The sequence below is a fragment of the Streptomyces sp. NPDC000229 genome (assembly GCF_040300825.1).
In the GTDB taxonomy this organism is placed as follows: Bacteria; Actinomycetota; Actinomycetes; order Streptomycetales; family Streptomycetaceae; genus Streptomyces.
Genome location: NZ_JBEPEL010000003.1, coordinates 21,269 through 45,777, shown reverse-complemented (window position 1 = coordinate 45,777; position 24,509 = coordinate 21,269). Strand labels below are relative to the sequence as shown.

General features: G+C 72.1%; 23 protein-coding genes. 14 read left to right on the top strand and 9 right to left on the bottom strand.

Annotated elements, in window-relative coordinates; translation table 11 throughout:
* Positions 1-50 precede the first annotated feature (50 nt).
* Positions 51-368 (top strand): PepSY domain-containing protein, encoded by a 318-nt coding sequence (locus tag ABT360_RS02810; protein ID WP_351809631.1) that lies wholly within the window; start codon positions 51-53, stop codon positions 366-368.
* Between the two features lie 493 nt (positions 369-861).
* Here ABT360_RS02810 and meaB read toward each other — a convergent pair whose 3' ends face one another.
* Positions 862-1,818: a methylmalonyl Co-A mutase-associated GTPase MeaB gene (gene meaB, locus ABT360_RS02805; protein ID WP_351809628.1), complete on the bottom strand. Its 957-nt coding sequence runs from the start codon at positions 1,816-1,818 to the stop codon at positions 862-864.
* 31 nt (positions 1,819-1,849) lie between these two features.
* On the bottom strand, positions 1,850-3,058 hold the full coding sequence (locus ABT360_RS02800; protein ID WP_351809625.1) for an acetyl-CoA C-acetyltransferase: 1,209 nt from the start codon (positions 3,056-3,058) through the stop codon (positions 1,850-1,852).
* Between the two features lie 138 nt (positions 3,059-3,196).
* Here ABT360_RS02800 and mce point away from each other — a divergent pair, with 138 nt between their 5' ends.
* The 8 genes from mce to ABT360_RS02760 all read left to right on the top strand — a co-directional run bounded on the left by mce (position 3,197) and on the right by ABT360_RS02760 (position 13,319).
* Complete coding sequence (gene mce, locus ABT360_RS02795) at positions 3,197-3,649, top strand: methylmalonyl-CoA epimerase (protein WP_351809623.1); 453 nt, start codon at positions 3,197-3,199, stop codon at positions 3,647-3,649.
* A gap of 175 nt (positions 3,650-3,824) precedes the next feature.
* Complete coding sequence (scy, locus tag ABT360_RS02790; protein ID WP_351809620.1) at positions 3,825-7,910, top strand: polarized growth protein Scy; 4,086 nt, start codon at positions 3,825-3,827, stop codon at positions 7,908-7,910.
* Positions 7,911-8,025: 115 nt separating this feature from the next.
* The gene (locus ABT360_RS02785; protein WP_351809617.1) at positions 8,026-8,964 is read left to right on the top strand and encodes a cellulose-binding protein; all 939 of its coding nucleotides are present in this window, start codon (positions 8,026-8,028) and stop codon (positions 8,962-8,964) included.
* 186 nt (positions 8,965-9,150) lie between these two features.
* Positions 9,151-10,086 (top strand): ABC transporter ATP-binding protein, encoded by a 936-nt coding sequence (locus ABT360_RS02780; RefSeq protein WP_351809615.1) that lies wholly within the window; start codon positions 9,151-9,153, stop codon positions 10,084-10,086.
* Between the two features lie 2 nt (positions 10,087-10,088).
* Positions 10,089-10,868: an ABC transporter permease subunit gene (locus ABT360_RS02775; RefSeq protein ID WP_351809612.1), complete on the top strand. Its 780-nt coding sequence runs from the start codon at positions 10,089-10,091 to the stop codon at positions 10,866-10,868.
* Between the two features lie 30 nt (positions 10,869-10,898).
* Positions 10,899-11,228, top strand: coding sequence for a hypothetical protein (locus tag ABT360_RS02770; protein ID WP_351809609.1), 330 nt, complete (start codon positions 10,899-10,901; stop codon positions 11,226-11,228).
* Positions 11,229-11,361: 133 nt separating this feature from the next.
* The gene (locus ABT360_RS02765; protein WP_351809606.1) at positions 11,362-12,513 is read left to right on the top strand and encodes an ABC transporter ATP-binding protein; all 1,152 of its coding nucleotides are present in this window, start codon (positions 11,362-11,364) and stop codon (positions 12,511-12,513) included.
* Complete coding sequence (locus ABT360_RS02760) at positions 12,510-13,319, top strand: ABC transporter permease (RefSeq protein ID WP_351809603.1); 810 nt, start codon at positions 12,510-12,512, stop codon at positions 13,317-13,319. The genes ABT360_RS02765 and ABT360_RS02760 overlap by 4 nt, the downstream gene beginning before the upstream one ends.
* Before the next feature lie 15 nt (positions 13,320-13,334).
* On the opposite strand, the gene ABT360_RS02755 is transcribed toward ABT360_RS02760, so the two are convergent.
* Positions 13,335-13,664: an ATP/GTP-binding protein gene (locus ABT360_RS02755; RefSeq protein ID WP_351809600.1), complete on the bottom strand. Its 330-nt coding sequence runs from the start codon at positions 13,662-13,664 to the stop codon at positions 13,335-13,337.
* A gap of 193 nt (positions 13,665-13,857) precedes the next feature.
* Between ABT360_RS02755 and ABT360_RS02750 the strand changes: the two genes are divergently transcribed.
* Positions 13,858-14,892, top strand: a complete 1,035-nt coding sequence (locus ABT360_RS02750; RefSeq protein ID WP_351809597.1) for an LLM class flavin-dependent oxidoreductase — start codon at positions 13,858-13,860, stop codon at positions 14,890-14,892.
* Positions 14,893-14,958: 66 nt separating this feature from the next.
* Here ABT360_RS02750 and ABT360_RS02745 read toward each other — a convergent pair whose 3' ends face one another.
* Complete coding sequence (locus tag ABT360_RS02745) at positions 14,959-15,351, bottom strand: SCO5389 family protein (RefSeq protein ID WP_064071815.1); 393 nt, start codon at positions 15,349-15,351, stop codon at positions 14,959-14,961.
* Between the two features lie 220 nt (positions 15,352-15,571).
* Here ABT360_RS02745 and nucS point away from each other — a divergent pair, with 220 nt between their 5' ends.
* The gene (nucS, locus tag ABT360_RS02740) at positions 15,572-16,234 is read left to right on the top strand and encodes an endonuclease NucS (RefSeq protein ID WP_351809594.1); all 663 of its coding nucleotides are present in this window, start codon (positions 15,572-15,574) and stop codon (positions 16,232-16,234) included.
* 58 nt (positions 16,235-16,292) lie between these two features.
* Here nucS and ABT360_RS02735 read toward each other — a convergent pair whose 3' ends face one another.
* From ABT360_RS02735 to ABT360_RS02720, 4 genes are all read right to left on the bottom strand, one after another.
* On the bottom strand, positions 16,293-19,106 hold the full coding sequence (locus tag ABT360_RS02735; protein WP_351809591.1) for an ATP-binding protein: 2,814 nt from the start codon (positions 19,104-19,106) through the stop codon (positions 16,293-16,295).
* A gap of 224 nt (positions 19,107-19,330) precedes the next feature.
* The gene (locus tag ABT360_RS02730) at positions 19,331-19,654 is read right to left on the bottom strand and encodes an STAS domain-containing protein (RefSeq protein ID WP_031073773.1); all 324 of its coding nucleotides are present in this window, start codon (positions 19,652-19,654) and stop codon (positions 19,331-19,333) included.
* A 153-nt stretch (positions 19,655-19,807) separates the two neighbouring features.
* Positions 19,808-20,656, bottom strand: coding sequence for a 3-hydroxyacyl-CoA dehydrogenase family protein (locus tag ABT360_RS02725; RefSeq protein ID WP_351809588.1), 849 nt, complete (start codon positions 20,654-20,656; stop codon positions 19,808-19,810).
* 167 nt (positions 20,657-20,823) lie between these two features.
* The gene (locus tag ABT360_RS02720; protein WP_351809585.1) at positions 20,824-21,471 is read right to left on the bottom strand and encodes a TetR/AcrR family transcriptional regulator; all 648 of its coding nucleotides are present in this window, start codon (positions 21,469-21,471) and stop codon (positions 20,824-20,826) included.
* Positions 21,472-21,550: 79 nt separating this feature from the next.
* Here ABT360_RS02720 and ABT360_RS02715 point away from each other — a divergent pair, with 79 nt between their 5' ends.
* The 3 genes from ABT360_RS02715 to ABT360_RS02705 are packed head-to-tail and all read left to right on the top strand — an operon-like array spanning position 21,551 to position 23,678.
* Complete coding sequence (locus ABT360_RS02715) at positions 21,551-22,333, top strand: ABC transporter ATP-binding protein (RefSeq protein WP_351809582.1); 783 nt, start codon at positions 21,551-21,553, stop codon at positions 22,331-22,333.
* Positions 22,334-22,342: 9 nt separating this feature from the next.
* Positions 22,343-23,092, top strand: coding sequence for an ABC transporter permease (locus ABT360_RS02710; protein ID WP_351809579.1), 750 nt, complete (start codon positions 22,343-22,345; stop codon positions 23,090-23,092).
* A 13-nt stretch (positions 23,093-23,105) separates the two neighbouring features.
* Positions 23,106-23,678: a cob(I)yrinic acid a,c-diamide adenosyltransferase gene (locus tag ABT360_RS02705; protein WP_351809576.1), complete on the top strand. Its 573-nt coding sequence runs from the start codon at positions 23,106-23,108 to the stop codon at positions 23,676-23,678.
* Positions 23,679-23,816: 138 nt separating this feature from the next.
* On the opposite strand, the gene ABT360_RS02700 is transcribed toward ABT360_RS02705, so the two are convergent.
* Positions 23,817-24,395: a hypothetical protein gene (locus ABT360_RS02700; RefSeq protein WP_351809573.1), complete on the bottom strand. Its 579-nt coding sequence runs from the start codon at positions 24,393-24,395 to the stop codon at positions 23,817-23,819.
* Between the last annotated feature and the right edge of the window lie 114 nt (positions 24,396-24,509).

Genomic DNA, 24,509 nt, shown 5'->3' with positions numbered 1-24,509 from the left:
GGCAGGGTGTTTCCCGTACCGAGAACGCACCGACATTCCGGAGGCCATCCATGAAGCGCAACCTGATCATCGCCACGGTCACCGCGGCGGCCCTGCTGACGGGCGGCACGGCAGTCGCGTTCGCCTCCTCGACGGACGAGGAGGCCCAGCGCGCCGTCCAGGGCGTCAAGGTCACGGCCGACGAAGCCCTCAAGGCCGTCGCCGGCCACGGCACGGTGGTGTCCCTGGAGCTGGACGACGACAGCAACAAGACCTGGGACGTCGAACTCGTCACCAAGGACGGCAAGGCCCAGGACTGGACCGTCGACGCGACGACGGCGAAGGCCACCCAGGACAAGGACACCGACCAGGACGACTCCGACGACTGAGGCCCGCAGTCGGCATCCGGCACGGGCGGGGCCGTGCAGGGTCGCCCCCGCAGAGGCCGGCGGCAAAGGACGGGCTCCCTTGCCCGCACCCAAGGCCGCCGGCCTCGAGGAGGTGAGCCCGGAGGGGCCCCGCCCCCACGCACCGGGGGTGGCCGCCTGGCCCCGCGCCCGAGCGCACCGGAAACGGCACCGCCCCGCGGGCGACCGAGCAAGCGCACCGCCCCGGGGGACGACTGCCCACAACGCGGCGGCGCCGCCCCCCGGGCGACCGCCAAGAACGCGAAGGCGACCCCGCCCCACGGGCGACCGCCAAAAACGCGAAGGCGACCCCGTACCACCGGGCGACCGCCCACAACGGCAGAGGGCGGGGCCACCCCGCCGGGCCGCACCCGCCCACAACGGGACGCCACCCCGCCGGGCCGCACCCGCCCACAACGGGACGGCACCCCGCCGGGCCGCACCCCGGCGGGGAAGGCACCCGCCCCGCGGCGGCCTACCGTCCCGTCAGCCCCGCCACCAGCTCGTCCGCCGCCGCGTACGGGTCCGTCTCGCCCGCGACGATGCGCTCCGCGAGCGCGTCCAGGCGCCGGTCGCCGTGCAGGTCACCGATCCGCTCCCGGAGAGCCGTGACGGCAATGGTCTCGACCTCGTGCGCGGCCCGCGCGCGGCGGCGTTCCGCGAGGACGCCCCGTTCCTCCATCCACGCCCGGTGCTTCTCCAGCGCCTCGACGACCTCGTCGACGCCCTCACCCCGCGCCGCCACCGTCTTGACGATGGGCGGCCGCCAGTCGCCGGGTCCGCGCGACTCGCCGAGCCCCAGCATGTGGTTCAGCTCCCGGGCGGTCGCGTCGGCCCCGTCCCGGTCGGCCTTGTTGACGACGTACACGTCGCCGATCTCCAGGATGCCCGCCTTCGCGGCCTGGATCCCGTCGCCCATCCCCGGGGCGAGCAGCACCACCGACGTATCGGCCTGGGAGGCGATCTCCACCTCGGACTGGCCGACGCCCACGGTCTCGACGAGCACCACGTCGCAGCCGGCGGCGTCCAGCACCCGGATCGCCTGCGGCGCGGCCCACGCGAGCCCGCCCAGGTGCCCGCGCGTGGCCATCGAGCGGATGTAGACCCCCGGGTCCGACGCGTGCTCGGACATCCGGACCCGGTCACCGAGCAGGGCGCCACCGCTGAACGGCGAGGACGGGTCCACGGCCAGCACACCCACACGCTTCCCGGCCTTCCGGTACGCGGTGACCAGCGCCGACGTCGAGGTCGACTTGCCGACACCGGGCGAGCCGGTGAGGCCCACCACGTACGCACCACCGGCCAGCGGTGCCAGCGCCGCCATCACCTCACGGAGCTGCGGGGACGCCCCCTCCACGAGCGAGATCAGCCGGGCCACGGCCCGCGGCCGGCCCTCCCGTGCCTGGGCCACCAGTTCGGGGACGTCCACCATGACTTACACCGCTCCTTACTCGCAGCGAGGATTACTTGCCGTTGCCCGGAACACGGAGGATCAGCGCGTCGCCCTGACCACCGCCACCGCACAGCGCCGCCGCACCGACCCCGCCGCCGCGCCGCTTGAGCTCCAGCGCCAGGTGGAGGACGACACGGGCGCCGGACATGCCGATCGGGTGCCCGAGCGCGATCGCGCCGCCGTTGACGTTCACCTTTTCGGGGGTTACCCCCAGGTCCTTCATTGACTGCACGGCAACCGCGGCGAACGCCTCGTTGATCTCGATCAAATCAAGATCCGAGACCTCCAGCCCGTCCTTCTTCAGCGCGTGCCGAATCGCGTTCGAGGGCTGCGACTGGAGCGAATTGTCCGGTCCGGCCACGTTCCCGTGGGCGCCGATCTCGGCGATCCAGTCCAGGCCGAGCTCCTCGGCCCTGGCCTTGCTCATCACGACCACGGCAGCCGCGCCGTCGGAGATCTGCGACGACGTACCGGCCGTGATCGTGCCGTCCTTGGCGAAGGCCGGGCGCAGCTTGCCCAGCGACTCCACGGTCGTCTCGGGGCGGATGCCCTCGTCCTTGCTGAAGACGACGGGCTCGCCCTTGCGCTGCGGGATCTCCACGGGCGTGATCTCGGCCTCGAAGAGCCCGTTCTTCTGCGCGGCGGCGGCCCGCTGGTGGGAGAGGGCGGCGATCTCGTCCTGCGCCTCGCGGGCGATGCCGAGCCGCGTGTTGTGCTTCTCCGTGGACTCGCCCATGGCGATGTTCTCGAAGGAGTCGGTGAGGCCGTCGTACGCCATGGCGTCGATCATCTCGATCGCGCCGTACTTGTAGCCCTCGCGGGACTTGGGCAGCAGGTGCGGCGCGTTGGTCATGGACTCCTGGCCGCCGGCGACGACGACGTCGAACTCGCCGGCGCGGATCAGCTGGTCCGCGAGGGCGATGGCGTCGAGACCAGAGAGACACACCTTGTTGATGGTGAGCGCGGGCACGTTCATGGGGATGCCGGCCTTGACGGCCGCCTGCCGCGCCGGGATCTGCCCCGCCCCGGCCTGCAGCACCTGGCCCATGATCACGTACTGCACCTGGTCGCCGCCGATGCCGGCCCGGTCGAGGGCGGCCTTGATGGCGAAGCCGCCGAGATCGGCGCCCGAGAAGGTCTTCAGCGAGCCGAGCAGACGGCCCATGGGCGTGCGTGCGCCCGCGACGATGACTGAGGTGGTACCGGTCGTTCCAGACATGAGGCACGGCCCCTTGGATGTGGAGAGTGAACGAGGGTTTACCGCCAATGTACTGAGCGGTACGTGTCCTGGTCACCGGGCAGCCAGTGTGACGGCGCGCACGTTGCGTAACCACCTCCACCGCGCTGCACTGGTCCCATGCTGACGCGAATCGACCACATCGGGATCGCCTGTTTCGACCTCGACAAGACCGTTGAGTTCTACCGTGCCACGTACGGCTTCGAGGTGTTCCACACCGAGGTCAACGAGGAGCAGGGGGTCCGTGAGGCCATGCTCAAGATCAACGAGACCTCCGACGGCGGCGCCTCCTACCTCCAGCTCCTGGAGCCGACCCGGGAGGACTCCGCCGTGGGCAAATGGCTCGCCAAGAACGGCGAGGGCGTCCACCACATCGCCTTCGGCACGGCGGACGTCGACGGGGACGCCGCCTCGATCCGTGAAAAGGGTGTGCGGGTTCTGTACGACGAGCCCCGTATCGGGTCCATGGGATCCCGTATCACGTTCCTGCACCCCAAGGACTGCCACGGAGTCCTGACCGAACTGGTCACATCGGCCAAGCCGTCCTCCGAGGCGTCCTCCATGGAGCACTGACCTCCGGATTCCTGGCCCGGTAGAGTGGGCGGCTCCGGGCCGGGGCCGGATCGGGGCCGTGCCGCGGCGTCGTGGTCGAGCCATTCGATCTGACACCATTCCCCGGGGGGCCGTTCGCCGGCGAACGGTGCTCGTACCAAGAGAGTTGCGACCAGGGGACGGATGGGACCGCGCAGTGCGGGGCTACGAACGCCAGGAGAGCCACCGGGCTGACGACCACCTTTCGCGGTTCGAAGCCGAGATGGACCGGCTGAAGACCGAGCGGGAGAAGGCCGTCCAGCACGCCGAGGACCTCGGTTACCAGGTCGAGGTGTTGCGCGCCAAGCTCCACGAGGCGCGCCGCACGATCGCGTCCCGGCCGGCGTACGACAACGCCGACATCGGCTATCAGGCCGAGCAGTTGCTGCGGAACGCGCAGATCCAGGCCGACCAGTTGCGCTCGGACGCCGAGCGCGAGCTGCGCGAGGCGCGGGCCCAGACACAGCGGATACTGCAGGAGCACGCCGAGCACCAGGCGCGCCTCCAGGCGGAGTTGCACGCCGAGGCGGTGCAGCGCCGCCAGCGGCTGGACCAGGAGCTGTCCGAGCGCCGCCAGACGGTCGAGGCGCACGTCAACGAGAACGTGGCGTGGGCGGAGCAGCTGCGGGCCCGCACCGAGGCGCAGGCCCGCCGTCTGATGGAGGAGTCCCGCGCCGAGGCCGAGCAGGCGCTCGCCGCGGCCCGCGCGGAGGCCACCCGGCTCGCCGAGGAGGCCCGCCGGCGGCTCAGCGCCGAGACGGAGACGGCCCGCGCGGAGGCCGAGGCGATCCTGCTGCGCGCCCGCAAGGACGCCGAGCGGCTGCTGAACGCCGCGTCCACCCAGGCGCAGGAAGCCACCAGCCACGCCGAGCAGCTGCGCAGCGCGACGACCGCCGAGTCGGACCAGGCGCGCCAGCAGGCGGCGGAGCTGAGCCGGGCGGCCGAGCAGCGGATGGCCGAGGCGGAGGAGCGGCTGCGCGAGGCCCGCGCGGAGGCCGACAAGGTCGTCGCGGAGGCCCGGGAGGCGGCGACCAAGCGGCTGTCGACCGCGGAGTCGGAGACGGAGCAGCGCACCCGTACGGCCAAGGCGGAGATCGCCCGGCTGGTGGCGGAGGCGACGAAGGAGTCCGAAGCCCTCAAGGCGGAGGCGGAGCAGGCGCTGGCCGACGCCCGCGCGGCGGCGGAGAAGCTGGTCGCGGAGGCCAGCGAGAAGGCCCGTACCGCGGCGGCGGAGGACTCGGCGGCGCAGCTCGCCAAGGCGGCCCGTACCGCCGAGGAGGTCCTGTCCAAGGCGTCCGAGGACGCGCAGGAGACCACCCGCAAGGCGTCCGAGGAGGCCGAGCGGATCCGCCGCGAGGCGGAGGCCGAGGCGGACCGGCTGCGGGCCGAGGCGCACGACACGGCCGAGCAGCTCAAGGGCGCCGCGAAGGACGACACCAAGGAGTACCGCGCCAAGACGGTCGAGCTCCAGGAGGAGGCGCGCCGGCTGCGCGGCGAGGCCGAGCAACTGCGGTCGGAGGCGATCGCCGAGGGCGAGCGGATCCGTGGCGAGGCGCGGCGCGAGGCGGTCCAGCAGATCGAGGAGGCGGCGAAGACCGCCGAGGAGCTGCTGACCAAGGCGAAGGCGGACGCGGACGAGCTGCGGACGGCCGCGACGGCCGAGAGCGAGCGGGTCCGCACCGAGGCGATCGAGCGGGCGACGTCTCTGCGCAAGCAGGCCGAGGAGGCGCTGGAGCGCACCCGGGCCGAGGCCGAGCAGCTCCGTACCGAGGCCGAGGAGCAGGCCGAGTCGGTGCGGGCCGCGGCCGAACAGGCCGCCGCCGCACTGCGCGAGGAGACCGAGCGGGGCATCGCGGCCCGGCAGGCGGAGGCCGCCGAGGAGCTCACACGGCTGCACTCGGAGGCGCAGAGCCGCCTCACGGCCGCCGAGCAGGCGCTCACCGACGCGCGGGCCGAGGGCGAGCGGATCCGGCGCGAGGCCGCCGAGGAGACCGAGCGGCAGCGCACCGAGGCCGCCGAGCGGATCCGTACGCTCCAGGCGCAGGCCGAGCAGGAGGCGGAGCGGCTGCGCACGGAGGCGGCGCAGGACGCGTCGAGCGCCCGTGCGGAGGCGGAGAACGCGGCGGTACGGCTGCGGTCGGAGGCGGCCGCCGAGGCGGAGCGCCTCAAGTCGGAGGCGCAGGAGTCGGCCGACCGGATGCGCGCGGAGGCGGCGGCAGCCGCCGAGCGCGTCACGGCGGAGGCCGCCGAGGAGCTGGCCGCCGCGCGGGAGGAGGCGAACCGGCGCCGCCGCGAGGCCGAGGAGACGCTGGGCGCCGCCCGCGGCGAGGCGGACCAGGAGCGGGAGCGGGCGCGCGAGCAGAGCGAGGAGCTGCTGGCGTCGGCGCGCAAGCGTGTCGAGGAGGCCCAGACCGAGGCGCAGCGGCTGGTCGAGGAGGCGGACCGGCGGGCGACCGAGATGGTGTCGGCCGCCGAGCAGACCGCGCAGCAGGTGCGGGACGCGGTCGCGGGGCTGCACGAGCAGGCCGAGGAGGAGATCGCCGGGCTGCGGTCGGCGGCCGAGCACGCGGCGGAGCGGACGCGGAGCGAGGCGCAGGACGAGGCGGACCGGGTCCGTTCCGACGCGTACGCGGAGCGGGAGCGGGCCGCGGAGGACGCGGGCCGGCTGCGGCAGCGGGCCCAGGAGGAGACGGAAGCCGCCAAGGCGCTCGCGGAGCGCACGATGGCGGACGCGATCACGGAGTCGGAGCGGCTGAAGTCCGACACGGCCGAGTACGCGCAGCGGATGCGGACGGAGGCGTCGGACTCGCTCGCCGCGGCGGAGCAGGACGCGTCGCGTACCCGTGCGGAGGCGCGGGAGGACGCCAACCGCATCCGATCGGAGGCGGCGGCGCAGGCGGACCGGCTGGTCGGCGAGGCGACGAGCGAGGCCGAGCGGATGACGGCCGAGGCGGCCGAGCTGCTGGCCACGGCGGAGCGGGACGCGGCGCGGCTGCGCGGGGAGGCCGAGCAGGTCAAGGCGGACGGCGAGGCCCAGGCCGAGGCGTTGCGGGCGGCCGCCCGCGCGGACGGCGAGCAGGTCCTGGACGAGGCGCGGAAGGCCGCCGACAAGCGGCGGGCGGACGCGGCGGCGCAGGCGGACCAGCTGATCGGCGAGGCGACGGGCGAGGCCGAGCGGATCGGCGCGGAGACCGCGGAGCGGGTGGAGCGCCTGGTCGCGGAGGCGACGGCGGAGGCCGAGCGGCTGCGTACCGAGGCCGCGGCGGAGGCTGAGCGGCTGGTGGCCGAGGCGACCGGTGAGGCGGAGCGGCTGCGGGCCGAGGCGGCCGAGACGGTCGGCTCCGCGCAGCAGGCCGCCGAGCGGATCCGCGCCGAGGCGGAGCGGCTGCGCACCGAGACGGAGGCGGCGGCCGAGCAGGTGCGTGCCGAGGCGCGGGCCGAGGCCGACCGGCTGGTCGACGAGGCGCGCGAGGCCGCGGCCAAGCGGCGGGCGGACGCGGCCGAGCAGGCCGACCAGCTCATCGCGAAGGCGCAGGAGGAGGCGCTGCGGGCCACCGCGGAGGCGGAGTCGCAGGCCGACACGATGGTGGGCGCGGCCCGCAAGGAGGCGGAGCGGATCGTCTCCGAGGCGACGGTCGAGGGCAACTCGCTGGTGGAGAAGGCCCGTACGGACGCCGATGAGCTGCTGGTCGGGGCGCGTGGTGACGCGACGGCCATAAGGGAGCGGACGGAGGAGCTCCGCCGGCGTACGGAGGCGGAGATCGAGGAGCTGCACGAGCGGGCCCGCCGGGAGAGCGCCGAGCAGATGAAGACGGCGGGCGAGCGGGTCGACAAGCTGGTGAAGGCCGCGACCGAGCAGCGCGCCGAGGCGGAGGCGAAGGCGAAGGAACTGCTGTCCGAGGCCAATTCGGAGGCGAGCAAGGTCCGGATCTCGGCGGTGAAGAAGGCGGAGGGGCTGCTCAAGGAGGCCGAGCAGAAGAAGGCCACGCTCACGCGCGAGGCGGAGAAGATCAAGGCGGACGCGGAGCGCGAGGCCGAGAAGATGATCTCCGACGGGAAGCGCGAGCTGGAGGTGCTGGTGCGCCGCCGAGAGGACATTCAGGCCGAAATCTCCCGTGTTCAGGATGTGCTGGAGGCGTTGGAATCTTTCGAAGCTCCCGCGGGGGGTACGAAGGAGGGCGGGGTCAAGGCCACCGCGGCGGCAGGGGTTACCCGTTCCAGTGGCAAGTCAACCGACGAGTAAGCCACTCAAAAGGCTGGACATTCTCCAGTTTGAACGGGCATCCGCTCGAAGACACGCCGGGTGGCCCCCTAGGATTCCCCCTAACACCTCACCGGTCTCATTCGACAGGAACCCCATGAGCGACACTTCCTCCCCCTTCGGCTTCGAGCTCGTGCGGCGTGGTTACGACCGCGGTCAGGTGGATGACCGCATTACCAAACTCGTCGCCGACCGAGACAGTGCTCTGGCCCGAATCACCTCTCTGGAAAAGCGCATCGAGGAGCTCCACCTCGAGACGCAGAACGCCCAGGCCCAGGTCAGCGACGCCGAGCCGTCGTACGCCGGTCTCGGTGCCCGCGTCGAGAAGATCCTCCGCCTCGCCGAGGAGGAGGCGAAGGACCTGCGCGAGGAGGCCCGTCGCGCCGCCGAACAGCACCGTGAGCTCGCCGAGTCGGCCGCGCAGCAGGTGCGCAACGACGCGGAGTCGTTCGCGGCGGAGCGCAAGGCGAAGGCCGAGGACGAGGGCGTCCGGATCGTCGAGAAGGCCCAGGGCGAGGCCAACTCGCTGCGCGCCGAGGCGCAGAAGGACGCGCAGTCCAAGCGGGAGGAGGCGGACGCGCTCTTCGAGGAGACCCGGGCGAAGGCGGCACAGGCCGCCGCCGACTTCGAGACGAACCTCGCCAAGCGGCGTGAGCAGTCGGAGCGGGACCTGGCGTCGCGCCAGGCGAAGGCGGAGAAGCGTCTCGCCGAGATCGAGCACCGGGCGGAGCAGCTGCGCCTGGAGGCCGAGAAGCTGCGTACGGACGCGGAGCGCCGGGCCCGTCAGACGGTGGAGACGGCGCAGCGCCAGGCCGAGGACATCGTGGCGGACGCGAACGCCAAGGCGGATCGTATCCGCAGCGAATCGGAGCGCGAGCTGGCGGCGCTGACGAACCGTCGCGACTCGATCAACGCCCAGCTGACCAACGTCCGCGAGATGCTGGCCACGCTGACCGGTGCGGCCGTGGCCGCGGCCGGTTCCCCGGCGGACGACGAGCCGGCCTCGCGCGGCGTCCCGGCGCAGCAGACCCGCTAGTCGGCACGGACACGGGGCCCCATCGGGTCCCCCCGAGCCACCGAGGGCCCCGTGGAGCCCACGCGTGCACGCCCGACGGCCGTGCGCGCGCGGGCCCGGCGGGGCCCTTCGGGTCTCCCCTCCGCGGCGGAAGAGGGCCGTGTCATTCCGGTGGCGGGGGGCTTCGCGCACCCGTAGCGTGGACGGGTGATCGAGCTCGAGGGTCTAACGAAACGTTTCGGTAAGAAGACGGCGGTCGACCATCTCTCCTTCCAGGTGCGCCCTGGTGTGGTGACGGGTTTTCTCGGTCCGAACGGTGCGGGCAAGTCGACCACGATGCGGATGGCGCTCGGCCTGGACCATCCGACCAGCGGGACGGTCCGTATCGACGGCAGGCACTACCGGGAGCTCGACGAGCCACTGAAGTACATCGGCGCGCTGCTGGAGGCGCGGGGGCTGCACGGCGGGCGCACGGCGTACCACAACCTGCTCTGCCTGGCGCAGTCGAACCGCATTCCGGAGCGACGGGTCTCCGAGGTGCTGGAGCTTGTGGGGCTCGCGGCCGTGGCCAAGAAGAAACCGAAAGGTTTTTCGATGGGTATGGGGCAGCGACTGGGAATCGCCGCCGCCCTCCTGGGTGATCCGCAAATCCTGATGTTCGACGAACCCGTCAATGGTCTGGACCCCGAGGGAATTCACTGGATCCGCAATCTGATGAAGACGCTGGCCGCCGAAGGGCGGACGATCTTCGTTTCCAGTCACCTGATGAGCGAAATGGCCCTGACCGCCGACCACTTGATCGTGATCGGGCAGGGGAGGCTTCTCGCGGACACGTCGATGGCGGATTTCATCCACCAGAACTCGCGCAGTTATGTACGGCTGCGCTCCCCGCAGCGGGAACAGGTGCGTGACGCGCTCCACGACGCAGGCCTCACGGCGGTCGAGGCCGTCGACGGCACTCTGGAGGTCGACGGCGCGACGACCGAACAGGTCGGTGAGCTGGCGTCCCGCCACGGGATCACGCTGCACGAGCTGAGCGCCCAGCGGGCCTCCCTCGAAGAGGCGTTCATGCAGATGACGGCGGCGGCGGTCGAGTACCACGCACACCCGGCCGCCGGGCCGCAGTGGTCGAAGGAGGTCTGACGATGGCGTCGGCACCCGCGGTCCTCCGGTCGGAGTGGACCAAGATCCGTACGGTCTCCTCGACGGTCTGGACACTGGCCAGCGCGCTGGTCGTCACCGTCGCGATGGGCGCGGCTCTGTCCGCCCTGGTGCGCGAGACGTTCGACGAGATGCCCGCCGTCGAGCAGGCCACCTTCGACGCGACCGTGGTCAGCTTCTCCGGCATGCTGCTGGGCCAGCTGGCGATGGTGGTGTTCGGCGTGCTGGTGGTCGGCACGGAGTACAGCACCGGCATGATCCGTACGTCGCTGGCCGCCGTACCGCAGCGGGCGGCCTTCCTCTTCAGCAAGATCGCGGTGGCCGGGGTGCTGGCCCTGGTCGTCGGCCTGGTGACCAGCTTCCTCTCCTTCTTCCTCGGCCAGGCCCTGCTGGGCGAGCACCGCACGAGCATCGGCGAGGAGAACGTCCTGCGCGCGGTGATCGGCGGCGGCCTCTACATGGGCCTGATGGCCGTGTTCTCCATGGGCGTGGCCGCGATGCTGCGCTCGACGGTGCTGTCACTGGGCATCCTGGTGCCGTTCTTCTTCCTCATCTCCCAGATCCTCTCGGCCGTGCCGGAGGCGAAGGAGGTAGCCGAGTACTTCCCGGACCAGGCGGGGTCCACGATCATGCAAGTGGTCCCGGGCGCCCTCGGCAGCGATCCGGCGCCGTACAGCCCCTGGGGCGGCATGGGAATCATGGCGCTGTGGGTGGCGGCGGCCCTCGTCGGCGGGTACGTGGTGCTGAAGCGGCGGGACGCCTAGCACGTCCTCCGGCCGTACGGGGCGGCTCCCTTGCCTCGGCAGCCGGAGACGAAGCCGCAGCCGAAGGCCGGGAGCGAACGCGCCGACCTCGTCCGCTTCCAGCTCGACGACCGGTCACAGGCCGGCTTCTCGGCCGTCTGGGTCGAGTGGACGATCAAGAACAGCAGCAGCGAGAAGTCCGACTGCACATGGAGCCGGGAGGCGGTCAGGGCCGACGGCACCCGCGTGGCGAACAGCACGGAGTTCGTGACGGACGTACAGCCCGGCCAGACCGCGACGGGAGAGAGTCTCACGACCCTCAGGAACGCGGAGGACGTGAAGCTCAACATCACCAGCTTCGACCGCACTGCCGGTTACTGACCCGGCAGCACGGGCCACCTTTGACGGCATAGGTGGAACCGTCAAGGGGCGGATACCCTCTTACCTCTTACGGGGGCCCTGCGTGATCGTGCCGCAGGCCCGACGACGTACGACCTGTCGATGGGGCTGGAGAATGATCGAGGCAGTCGGCCTGACGAAGCGCTATGGCGCCAAGACGGCCGTGTACAACCTTTCCTTCCAGGTGAGGCCAGGGACCGTGACCGGCTTCCTGGGACCGAACGGCTCCGGCAAGTCGACGACGATGCGCATGATCCTCGGGCTGGACCAGCCGACGTCGGGCCATGTGACGATCGGCGGCCACCCCTTCCGGCAGCTGCCGAACGCGCCGCGGCAGGTGGGGGCCCTGCTCGACGCCAAGGCCGTGCACGGCGGGCGCAGCGCGCGCAACCACCTGCTGTCGCTGGCCCAGCTCGCCGGCATCCCGGCGCGCCGGGTGGACGAGGTGCTCGGAGTCGTCGGCCTGCAGGCCGTGGCGCGCAAGCGGTCCAACGGGTTCTCGCTCGGCATGGGGCAGCGGCTCGGTATCGCGGCCGCACTGCTCGGCGACCCGCAGGTACTGCTGTTCGACGAGCCGGTCAACGGCCTGGACCCCGAGGGCATCCTCTGGGTGCGCAACCTGATGAAGGCGCTCGCCGCCGAGGGCCGGACCGTCTTCGTCTCTTCACACCTCATGAGCGAGATGGCCCTGACCGCCGAGCACCTGATCGTCATCGGCCGCGGTCAGCTGCTCGCCGACATGAGCGTCAAGGACTTCATCTCGGCCAACTCCGCGGACTTCGCCCGGGTGCGTACGCCGCAGACCGAGCCGGCGCAGCGGGAGAAGCTGATGGGCGTGCTCGCCGAGGCCGGCGGGCAGGTCCTGTCGGAGCCGGACGGCGCCCTGCGGGTGACCGGGCTGCCGCTGCCGCGCATCAGCGACCTGGCGCACGACGCCGACGTACGCCTGTGGGAACTGTCGCCGCACCAGGCCTCGCTGGAGGAGGCGTACATGCGCCTGACCCAGGGCGCCGTGGACTACCGCTCGACGACCGACCAGCGCGCCGGGCTGATGCAGCAGCCGGATCCGATGGGCTACGCGCCGCCGCAGCAGCCGGTCGTCCCCGAGGTGCCGCAGCAGGGCTGGTACGCCCCGCCGCCGCCCGGACAGAACCCGTACGCGGACGGACAGCACCCCGCGCCCGGCGCCGCCCCGGCCGTGCCCCCCACCGCTCCGGCCCCCGCGCCCGCCCCCGCAGACCTGAGCAAGAGCGAGGACGCCCGATGACCACCGCCCCCTACCAGCAGCAGTACACCTCGCCCATCCCGGTGCGCCGCGCTCACCTCGGGGACGCGCTCGCCTCCGAGTGGACCAAGATCCGTTCCGTGCGTTCCACGATGTGGACGCTCGGCGTCATGATCCTGCTCATGGTCGGCGTCGGGCTGCTCAGCATCGTGGCGATCAACGCGACCGACACGGACATGAGCGGGGAGTCCGTCCTCAGCCTGGGCTTCAACGGTGTGCTCCTCGGCAGCATCTGCGTGGTCACCCTCGGCGTGCTGACCATCTCCTCCGAGTACGGCACCGGCATGATCCGTACCACGCTGACCGCGTGCCCCAGCCGCAGCCGCGTGCTGGCGGCCAAGGCCATCGTCTTCTTCCTGCTCACCCTCGTCGTCACGGCGATCACCGCCGCCCTGGTCGCAGCCATGCAGGCCACCATGATCGATTCCGGCACCGCCACCGGGGAGCAGTGGCTTCGCGCGACGGTCGGCGCGGGCCTGTTCACGGCGGTCCTCGGGTTGCTGGCGCTCGCCGTCGGCGGACTGGTCCGGCACTCGGCCGGTGCGATCACCATCATGATCGGTGTCATGCTGCTGCCGCTGGTGGCCGCCATGTTCATGGACGCGATGCCGAAGGTCCAGGAGTTCCTGTTCCAGTACTCGATCCCGAGCCTGCTGATCGCCTTCTACAGCGACGAGGGCCTGATCGCGGGGGGACCGCACGGCTGGATGCCGCTGTGGATCCTGTGCGGCGTGACCGCCGTCGCGCTGGCCGGAGCGTTCCTCGCGACGGAGAAGCGCGACGTCTGATGCGGCCGCCCCGCCTCAGTGGCGGGGTGCGTTACGGGACCGCTGCACCCTCGTGGTGCGGCGGTCCTTCGCGTTCCAGCAAGCCTTGTGCCAGTGCCGCCGGTCCTCCACGCCGCCGTACTCGGGCCAGGCCACCACGTGCGGCACGCTCGCCGGGATCTCCTGGTCGCAGCCCGGGCAGCGGTACCGTTTTCCGGCGGCGGGTGCGCCCCCCACATGCCGGACCGACCACTCCTCGTCCTGCCAGGACTCGGTGCGCTGGAACCCCCCGTACCTGTCGCCCGACTCGCCGCTGTTCACGTTCGGCTTCTCGCCGCCACGGGGGCGGTTGCGGCGCGGGGACACGGAACACCTCACTGTGGCGGGCGCGGACTTTTGCCCGTCCAGCCTAAGGGTCGCGACTGTGGGTACTCGCACAGCTCGGTTCGAGTTACCGGAAAATCGCAACAACCTGCCCTGGGACCGTTGCCTTTGGCACCTGCCAGACGTTGTTGCCAGTGAGGGGAGCCGCGTCGGCCGGTCAAGGAGGCATAAGGCGATGCGTGTGGGAACTTTTGTACTGGCGGCCCAGTTTCCCGGCCAGGGGCAGGGGGAGGCACTGCACCGCGCGGTGCGGTCGGCGGAGGTGGCCGAGGAGGCCGGACTGGACTCGGTATGGCTGGCCGAGCACCACTTCGTACCGTACGGCGTGTGCCCCTCGGCCGTGACGCTCGCCGCGCTGCTGCTCGGCCGGACGCGTCGCATCCGGGTCGGGACGGCCGTGAGCGTGCTGCCGACGGCCCACCCCGTGGCGCTCGCCGAGCAGACGGCGCTGCTGCACATCACCTCCGGCGGGCGGTTCACGCTGGGGGTGGGCCGGGGCGGGCCGTGGGTGGATCTGGAGGTGTTCGGCGCGGGCCTCGCGGCGTACGAGGCGGGCTTCCCCGAGTCGCTGGACCTGCTGCTGCGCTGGCTGCGCCGGCCGCGTGTCTCGGCGGACGGGCCGCGCCACCGGTTCCGCGAGGTCGCCGTCGTACCGAGGCCGCAGGAGCTGATCGACGGGGATCCCGTACCGGAGACGATCGTCGCCTGCACCTCGCCCCGGAGCGTGAAGCTCGCCGCCGAGCGGTGCCTGCCGATGCTGCTCGGGATGCACTCCGGGGACGACGAGAAGGCCGACATGGCCGCCCTGTGGCGGCGCGAGGCGCTGGCCGCCGGCCACACCCCGGACGTGGTCGCCCGGGCGGCGGGCGGCCATGTGTCGGCGGGGGTGGCGCAGATCGCGGACCGCACGGCGGACGCGGTGGAGACGCTGGTCAAGGCGATGCCCGGCTGGCTCAAACAGGGGCTGGACGCCCATGTCACCGTGGACGGCAGGCACCGCGCGATGCGCGACCCCGTCGCCTACACCGAGCTGCTGTGCCGGCTGCATCCGGTGGGGACGCCCCGAGTGGCGGCGGACCGGCTGGCGGCGACCTCGGAGCGGACGGGCATCACGCGCTTCGCGCTGCTCGTCGAGGGCTCCGGCGACGTCGCGGCCACGGAGGAGAACGTACGGCGGCTGGGAGCGGAGGTGGCGCCCCGGCTCGAATGACGCCCACCAGGCTGCCGCCCCTGCACCTGTCGCACCTCCCGCGATGCGGAGCGGCAGCACAGGGCGTCAGCAGTCGCGCAGGGTCGGCGACTGGTTCAGCAGCTGGGCTCGTACGGAGGTGAAGCGGGCGAGCCGCTCGTCGACCGAGGAGTCCAGCGGGAACACCGCGACGCGGTGGCAGTTCTGGAACGCCAGACGCACGCCGAAGTGCCGCTGGAGCGCACCCCGGATCGCATCACTCGCCAGTGCGCGCAGCAGCTGACCGCGCGCCTGCTCGTCCGGCGGCGGCGTCTGGTTGTCGGCGAACGCACCGCCGTCCACCTTCAGCTGGGCCACCAGAGAGCTGATCATCTCCCACGCGTAGGGCAGGGAGGTCCGGACGCAGTCGACGAAGTCGGCTTCGTCGACCTCGCCTCGCTCGGCCTGTTCCAACAGCGCCGGTGAGACGTCGAGCGACATGGGTTCTCCTCTCGCGACCCCGGTCACCGGGGTCTTACGGGCAGGCAAGGAGGACGCCCCCCGCACGACACGCTGCGTGCACGAGCGACAACCTCCCGCTTCCACGGTAAGCGCGCTGTCCGGACCGCACCAGGAGATTGGGTGCACAACCGGCCATGGGAGAAGGGGAGTTTAGGACCGAATCGCGCGGAAGAGCGTGTGTCTTGTAGCGTTGCCGACCATGCGTCTCGTCATCGCCCGCTGCTCCGTGGACTACGCGGGCCGGCTCACCGCCCACCTGCCCTCCGCACCCCGTCTGATCCTGGTCAAGGCAGACGGCAGCGTCTCCATCCACGCCGACGACCGGGCGTACAAACCGCTCAATTGGATGTCGCCGCCGTGCACCCTCAAAGAGGGTGATGACCGTGTTTGGACGGTCGTGAACAAAGCGGGCGAGAAACTGATCATCACGATGGAGGAAATCCTCCATGACTCGTCGCACGAGCTCGGTGTCGACCCCGGCCTCATCAAGGACGGCGTGGAAGCACACCTCCAGGAGCTGCTCGCCGACCGGATCGAGACACTGGGCGACGGGTACACCCTGATCCGCCGCGAATACCCGACCGCCATCGGGCCGGTCGACATCCTGTGCCGCGACTCGGACGGCGCGACCGTGGCCGTGGAGATCAAGCGGCGTGGCGAGATCGACGGCGTGGAGCAGCTCACCCGCTATCTGGAACTGCTGAACCGCGACCCTCACCTGGCGCCGGTGAAGGGCATCTTCGCGGCCCAGGAGATCAAGCCCCAGGCACGGGTGCTCGCGACCGACCGCGGGATCGGGTGCGTGGTGCTGGACTACGACGCGCTGCGCGGCATCCAGGACGACAAGCTGCGGCTGTTCTGAGCCCTGTTCACGCGTGTACGGCCCCGGGGCGTCGCCGCCCCGGGGCCGTCGGCACGTTTCAGGCCGCCGTGCCGGACGGCGTGGGACCACCGCTCGTGGCGGGCGCGCTCTGGGTGGCGCCGCCGGCCCCGCCGGTGGTCTCTGTGCCGCCGCTGCTGGTGCCGCCGCCGGCACCACCCGTGGTGTCCGTCCCCCCGGTGGTGTCCGTCCCCCCGGTGGTGGTGCCGCCCGTGGTGTCGGTGCCCCCGGTCGTGTCGGTACCACCGGTGGTGTCCGTCCCGCCGGTGGTGTCCGTTCCCCCGGTCGTGTCCGTTCCCCCCGTGGTCGGGGAGGAACTGCCCCCGGTCGTGGGCGAGCTGGTGCCGCCCGTGGTGGGCGAGGAGCTGCCGCCGGTCGTCGGCGAGCTGCTGCCACCGGTCGTCGGGGAGGAAGTCCCACCGGTCGTGGTGGAACTGCCGCCGGTCGTCGGGGAGCTGCTGCCGCCCGTGGTCGTGCCGCCCGTCGTGTCGGACGGGGTTCCCGACGGGGTGGTCGGGGCACCGGCGGTGCCGGTCTCGCCGGGGCCGGCCGAGGAACCCGGGGCGCCGGACGTACCGGAGCCGGAGTCCGACCCGCCCGTGCCACCGCCGTCACCGGGGTCACGCGTGGAGCCCTGCGCGGGCTCGTCCGCGTCGAGGCCCCCGTCGCCGCGGTCCTCGTTGGCCGACTGGTCCGAAGTGACCCGGCCGGAGCCGCCCTTGCCGTCCTCGCCGCCGCCCGAGGTCGCGCCCAGGGTCACCACGGTGCCCAGGACGGCCGCGAGGACGGCGCCCGCCCCCGCCGCGACCAGGTTGCGCCGGGCGCCGTTCAGGATGGTGCGCCGAGCCGTCGGTCCGGCCGCCGGGGCGGGCGGTTCCTGACGGGTGATGAGCGTCTCCGTCTTGCCGCCGGGGCCCGGCCGGGCAGCCGTCCCCGCCGGCTGCGGGACGCCCGCGGCCGCCGGGACGCCGGCGACGGCCGGGACGCCCCCGGTCGGGGACGCCGACTCCTCGTACCGCGCCGCGGGCACCTCCTCGCCCGCCGCCGTCCGGCCACCGAGCAGCGGCCCGCGCTCGCGGTCCGCGACCAGGGCCAGGGCGCGCCGGCCGGCCACCGTGCCGCGCTTGTCGGCGAGGGCGCCACGCATGGCGATGGACGCCTCCAGCTCGGCGCGGGCCCGGTCCAGGTTCCCGGCGCACAGCGCGAGCACACCCAACTCGTGGTGGAAGTAGGCCTCCTCGGCCACCTCCCCCGCGTGCCGCGCCGCCTCGGCGCCGGTCCGCAACGCCCGCTCCCAGGCACCCCAGTGCAGCCCGGCCGCGAACGCGGGCGCCGCACTGCGGGCCAGGACGACCGCCACGTCGGCATACCCCTCCTCTTCCTCGTCGGAGGAGGAATCGGCGGCCGCCGAGGTCCCCGAGCCACCGAAGACGGCCGGGGTTCCCGAGGTGCCCGAGGCGCCGGGCGCACCCGTACCGGTGTCCGCGGCGGCCTTCACCAGCGCCGTCATCGCGGCCAGTACGGCGTCCGCCTCGGTGACCGCCCGCTCCGGGCTGACCGACGGGTGGCCGACCCACCAGGCGTAGTGCTGGGCGGCGGTGAGGGCGCGGTCGGCGGCGCCCTCGTCGTATCCCTCGGCGACGAGTTGCGCCATGACCCCGGCGGCGAGCCGGTAGCGGGTGCCCACCGGGGTGAGCAGTCCGCAGCGCAGCAGCTCACCGAGGGCGGAGTCCGCGTGGGTGTCGTTGACGAGCGCCGGCAGGTGCGCCTGGTGCGGCACCTCCCCGCCGAGCGCGACGGCGAAGCGCAGCGTCTCGCGGGCGGACTCCGAGAGCCGGGAGGCGAGCAGCGGTGCGGGCGCCGCGCCGTCGCCGAGGGAGGGCAGGGGTGCCTCGCGGCCGTCGGCGAAGACGTTGTCCTCGTCGTCGTCGGTGGGGCCGGCACGCAGCTCGTCGCGCTGCCGCAGCAGGGCGCCGGCCTGGACGAACCGCAGGGGCAGGCCCTCGGACTCGAACCAGAGGTCGCCGGCCCAGTTGGCCTCGTCGTCGGTGAGCGGCCGGTCGACGCCGCGCTCCAGCAGCTCCAGCGCGGAACTGCGGTCCAGCCCGGAAAGGAACACCTCTTCGAGGTGGGAGTCGGCGGACGGTGCGGCGACGTCGGGCGTGGCGGCGAGCAGGAACGCGCATTCGGGGGTGGCGTCGAGGAACTCGTCCAGCGCGGCACCGCCGAACTCCAGGTCGTCCAGGACCACAACCGCGCCGATGCCGTGGACGGCGGCCAGCAGCCCGGCGCGGTCGGGGCGGTGGGCCGGCGAGTGGTGGACGGTGGCGAACAGTTCGTACAGCAGCTCGGTGGGCGTGCGGTGGTGGCCGGAGAGCCGCACGACACCGTCGGGCGCGAGGTCCGCGCAGTCGGACGCGACGGCGTCGAGCAGCGCGGTGCGTCCGGAGCCCGCCGGTCCGGTGAGCCGTACGGAGCGGCCGCGGGACAGCAGCCGGACCAGCCGTTCGCGCTTCTCCTGGCGCTCCAGGAGCGGCAGCGGCGGGGCGGCGGGACCGGGCGGTACGGGCGGGCCGGCCGTGCGGGCGAGGTCGGCGCGCTCCTCGGGGGTGTTGCGGCCGGGCGGCTCGGGCCGGCGCCCGGGCGGGCACGGTTCGATCTCGCTGCCGTCTATCGGGTTGATGGTGAGCAGGAGGTCGCCCGAGACGAGTTGGGCGGTCCGGGCAGGGCCCGGCGGTGCGCCGCCCTGCCCGAAGGCGGGTGAGGAGCCGTCGTCGCGCGTGCTGCGCGGGCGGCCGTCGCCGTCGCGGTCGTCGTGGCCGAAGTCTTCCGCTGCCCGGTTGATCGGGTCCATGGTGAAAGCCCCCAAAAGCGTGGTGCGCCGAAGCCCCTCCCGGCCTTTCTGCACGCCCGCTGTCGCTTCTGGTCCGGTGCCCGCCGGGTGGGTACGTCAATGGGCAGGCGACCGAACCCTAGACCGTCGCTCAGTATGAATGAAGAGCCGGGGTGGCACGGCGCCCAAGACGTCACGGTCTTGTGAGGATTGGGTGCCTGGTGCGGTTTACCAGGCCCGTACCGTTACACCCGGGGCAACGTTTCGGCGGCGATGCCGCCCTCGATGGCGAGGATGCGGTGCAGCCGGGTGGCCACCAGCAGGCGCTGCATCTGGGGCGGTACGCCCCGCAGCACCAGCCGGCGGCCGCAGCGGCCCGCTCGCCGGTGGGCGCCCATGATGACTCCGAGGCCCGTGGCGTCCCAGGAGTCGAGGCCGGTCAGGTCGAGCACCAGGTCGCCGGCTCCGTCGTCGACGGCCGAGTGCAGGACCGTACGGGCGTCCGCCGCGCTGCGGACGTCGAGGCGGCCCCCGACGACCAGCTCGGCGTGGTCGCCCCTGATGTGCATATGCGCTCCCCGAGAGTGCGTCGTCGTCACGTCTTTCGTCGTCACGTACTTCTATGCAACAACTGACTGCCTGACCGGCGGACCAGTTGCGCCTTGTAAGCGAACCGATACCGAATTCACCCCGAGGGGTGATGGTGAAACGGGCGATACGGCTCAGTGCTTGTAGAAGCCCTGCCCGCTCTTGCGTCCGATGTCACCGGCGTCCACCATCCGGCGCATCAGCTCCGGCGGCGCGAACTTCTCGTCCTGGGACTCGGTGTAGATGTTGCTGGTGGCGTGGAGGAGGATGTCGACGCCCGTCAGGTCGGCGGTCGCCAGCGGGCCCATCGCGTGGCCGAAGCCCAGCTTGCAGGCGACGTCGATGTCCTCGGCGGAGGCGACGCCCGATTCGTACAGCTTCGCCGCTTCGACGACGAGGGCGGAGATGAGACGGGTCGTCACAAACCCGGCGACGTCGCGGTTGACGACGATGCAGGTCTTGCCGACGGACTCGGCGAACTCGCGCGCGGCGGCGAGGGTTTCGTCGCTCGTCTTGTAGCCGCGGACCAGTTCGCACAGCTGCATCATCGGGACGGGCGAGAAGAAGTGGGTGCCGACGACGCGCTCCGGGCGCTCCGTCACGGCCGCGATCTTGGTGATCGGGATGGCGGAGGTGTTGGAGGCGAGGACGGCGTCGTCGCGGACGATCTTGTCGAGCGTCCGGAAGATCTCGTGCTTGACCTCGAGCTTCTCGAAGACGGCCTCGACGACGATGTCGGCGTCGGCGGCCGCGTCCAGGTCGGTGGTCGTGGTGATGCGGGCCAGGGCCGCCTCGGCGTCGGCGGCTTCGAGCTTGCCCTTGGTGACGAACTTGTCGTACGAGGCCTTGATGCCGTCGGTGCCACGGGTCAGGGCCGCGTCGGTGACGTCGCGCAGCACGACCTCCCAGCCCGCCTGGGCCGAGACCTGCGCGATTCCGGATCCCATGAGTCCGGCCCCGATGACGGCGAGCTTCCTGGCCACGATCTTCCCCTTAACACCCGTTTACGTATCGGCTCTTCGCGGAGGTTAGCGGGCGCGCGGGGCCGTGTGGCGCCGAAGAGATGCGCGTCACGTCTCAGATGACGGACATCACACCGATACGGGTGGCCGCGTGAGCCCGAGCCACCGTCAGGAGGCCGTGAGCCGGGTCACTCGGGCGGCCGTACCGCGTACTCCAGCACCTTGCGCCCCATCAGTTCCTCCATCTCGTCGAGGAGGCCGAGAGCTTCGCGGGCGACCTCGCCGATGTCGCGCCGCTTGACCATCTCGGTGCCGATCCAGGCCAGGAGCGTGCCGTGGATCCAGGAGAGCTGTCCGGCGACGAGGGTGGGCATGGGGTCGTCGTCCGCGGCGGCCGTCTCCTCGGCGAGGGTGGCGGTCAGGTCGGCGAGCGCTTCCTGCTGGATGGCCCAGAGGCGGGAGCGCAGGGCGGGGGCCTCGGTGATGACGCGCATGAAGTCGGCCCAGCCGGCGAAGAGGCCGATGGTGGGCGACTGGCCGACGACGGCGGCGCGCAGTTCGCGCAGGACGGCGTCGGCGGCGGATTCGCCGGGGCGGCGGCCGCGAACGTAGCGGGAGAGCCGGTCGATGACGTCCTCACCCCGGTCGAGGAAGAGGTCCTCCTTGGCGGGGAAGTAGTTGTAGACGGTGTTGACGGAGACGTCGGCGGCCTTGGCGATCTCGGCGATGGTCACGGCGTCGAAGCCGCGCTCCAGGAACAGGCCCGTGGCCACGTCGGAGATGTGCTGCCTGGTCTGCCGCTTCTTGCGCTCTCTCAGTCCCTCGGTCGTCGCCATGCTCCCATCCTAGCTTTCCTGGACCCACTGAAAACTTGGGACCGTTGCAAATTTTAAGCGACTCTGTTTTTCTGGGGTCATGCCCATCATCAGTACGGCCGGACTGGCCCATACCTTCCGCACCCGTAACGGCCCCGTCGAAGCCGTCCGCGGCATCGACCTGACCGTGTCGCCCGGCGAGATCCTCGGCTTCCTCGGACCCAACGGGGCCGGGAAGACCACCACGCTGCGCATGCTCACCACGCTCCTCCCGCCGACCGGCGGCGCCGCCACGGTCGCCGGCTGCGACCTGGTCGCCGACCCCGTCGGCGTACGGCGGAGGATCGGGTACGTCGCCCAGTCCGGCGGCGTCGATCCCGGCGTCTCCGTACGCGAGGAGCTGGTCACCCAGGGCAGGCTCTACCGCCTCTCCAAGGCCGAGGCGACCAGCCGCGCGGACGAGCTGGCACGCGAACTGGACCTGACCGAGCTGCTGGACCGCCCCTGCGCGGCGCTCTCCGGGGGACAGCGGCGGCGGCTGGACATCGCGATGGGCCTCACACACCGCCCCGAGGTGCTCTTCCTGGACGAGCCGACCACCGGCCTCGACCCCGGCAGCCGCGCCGACCTGTGGCGGCTGGTGCGGCGACTGCGCGACACCTACGGCACGACCGTCTTCCTCACCACCCACTACCTCGACGAGGCCGACGAGCTGTCGGACCGGCTCGTCGTCGTCGACAAGGGCACCGTCGTCGCCGAGGGCACGCCGGCCGCGCTCAAGGAGCGGTACGCCGGATCGGCCGACGCGTCGCTGCGGGACACGTTCCTCGCCATCACCGGACGGGGACCGGCGCCCGCCGACCCCACGCCCATCGCCGTCTAGGAGACCCGGATGCTGTTGCACGACACCGCACTCGTCTTCGGGCGGTACGCCCGCCAGACGCTGCGCTCCACGTTCCAGTTGCTCTTCGGCGTCCTGATGCCGCTGCTGTACCTGCTCTTCTTCGGCCCGCTGCTCACCGACCTGCCACTCGGCACCCAGGGCGACTCCTGGCAGATCCTCGTGCCCGGACTGCTGCTCCAGCTCGGTCTCTTCGGCGCCTCGTTCGCGGGCTTCGCGATCATCATCGAGAAGCAGATGGGGGTCGTCGAACGGATGCGGGTCACCCCGGTCAGCCGGCTGGCGCTGCTGCTCGGCCGGGTCCTGCGGGACGCCGCGGTCTTCGTCCTCCAGGCGGTACTGCTGGTCCTGGCGGCCGTGGCGATGGGACTGCGGGCGCCGCTGGGCGGGATCCTGATCGGGTTCGCCTTCGTCGCCGTCCTGACGGTCGCGCTGGCCTCGCTGTCGTACGCGCTGGCGTTGAAGGTGTCGAAGCCGCAGGAGTTCGGGCCGGTCATCAACGCCGTGAGCATGCCGTCGATGCTGCTGTCGGGCCTGATGCTGCCGATGGCCCTGGCCCCTGTCTGGCTCGACGTCCTCTCGCGCCTCATGCCCTTCCGCTACATGGTCGACGCGGTGCGGGCGGCGTACGTGGGCGACTACGCGAGCGCCGCGATGCTGTACGGCGTGCTGGTCGCGGCGGGTTTCGCGGCGCTGGCCGTGACGGTGGGCACAGGAGTGTTCCGGAAGGCCGGGGCGTAACTACTCTGGCCGCATGGTCAATCTGACGCGCATCTACACCCGCACCGGCGACAAGGGCACGACGGCACTCGGCGACATGAGCCGCACGGCCAAGACGGACCTGCGGATCGCGGCGTACGCCGACGCCAACGAGGCCAACGCGGTCATCGGCACCGCGATCGCGCTGGGCAGCCTCGACGAGGAGGTCGTCAAGGTCCTCGTCCGCGTCCAGAACGACCTGTTCGACGTGGGCGCGGACCTGTCGACCCCGGTCGTCGAGGACCCGAAGTACCCGCCGCTGCGGGTGGAGCAGTCCTACATCGACAAGCTGGAGGCGGACTGCGACCGGTTCCTGGAGGACCTGGAGAAGCTGCGCTCCTTCATCCTCCCGGGCGGCACCCCGGGCGCGGCCCTGCTGCACCAGGCGTGCACGGTCGTCCGCCGAGCCGAGCGCTCCACGTGGGCCGCGCTGGAGGTCCACGGCGAGACGATGAACGCCCTGACGGCCACCTACCTCAACCGCCTCTCCGACCTGCTGTTCATCCTGGCCCGGACGGCCAACAAGCAGGTCGGCGACGTCCTGTGGGTCCCCGGCGGGGAACGCTGACACCAAGGCGGCCACGCCCCCTGCCGGGGGTCCGGGGGTCGCCCCCCGGGAAACACAGCATCCTGGCGCGGACGGCCAACGAGCAGGTCGGCGACGTCCTGCGGGTCCCCGGCGGGGAGCGCTGAGCCGGGCAGGGCGCTAGCGGCGTTCCACGCGGACCGGTTCGCGGGGTCCGGGGTCCGGCTCCGGGGCCTTCCTCGGCCAGATCGCGTACGAGAGGGCGACCAGGCCGTGGAGGCCGGCCGTCCGCCATGCCGCGCCCATCCAGCTCCGCAGCGAACTGGTCCGGCTCGCGTCGCCCACGTACAGGATCGCCAGCCACAGCAGGACCGTGGCGACCGCCGCTCCGACCAGCGTGCCCAGCCAGACGCGGCCCTCGTGGCGGGCGCGGGCCATGCCGTAGCGGGGCGGCCCGACCGGACGCGGGGCGCCTGCGAGGCGGTGGGCGGCGTGGCCGTCGAGCCACTTCACGGTGCGGTGGCCGTGGCCGACTGTGTAGCCGATGTACAGCGCGGCCAGCCCGTGCTTCCAGCTCGGCTCGGCGCCGCTCTTGAGGTCCATCGCGGTGACGACCAGCAGGACGACCTCCAGCAGCGGTTCGCACAGGAGCAGCGCCGCGCCCGTACGGGGCATCTTCAGCAGATAGCGGACGGCCAGTCCGGTGACCAGCAGCACCCAGAACCCGACCTCACAGATCACGATGAGCGTGACGACCACGGCGCTCTCCCTCCGGTACCGCTCCAGCCTTCCGGCCGCCGTGCGCCGATTCGTCGTCGCCGGTGACGAATCGGTACTGCATCTTTCGATGTAGTCGACGCTCCGACCGCACGC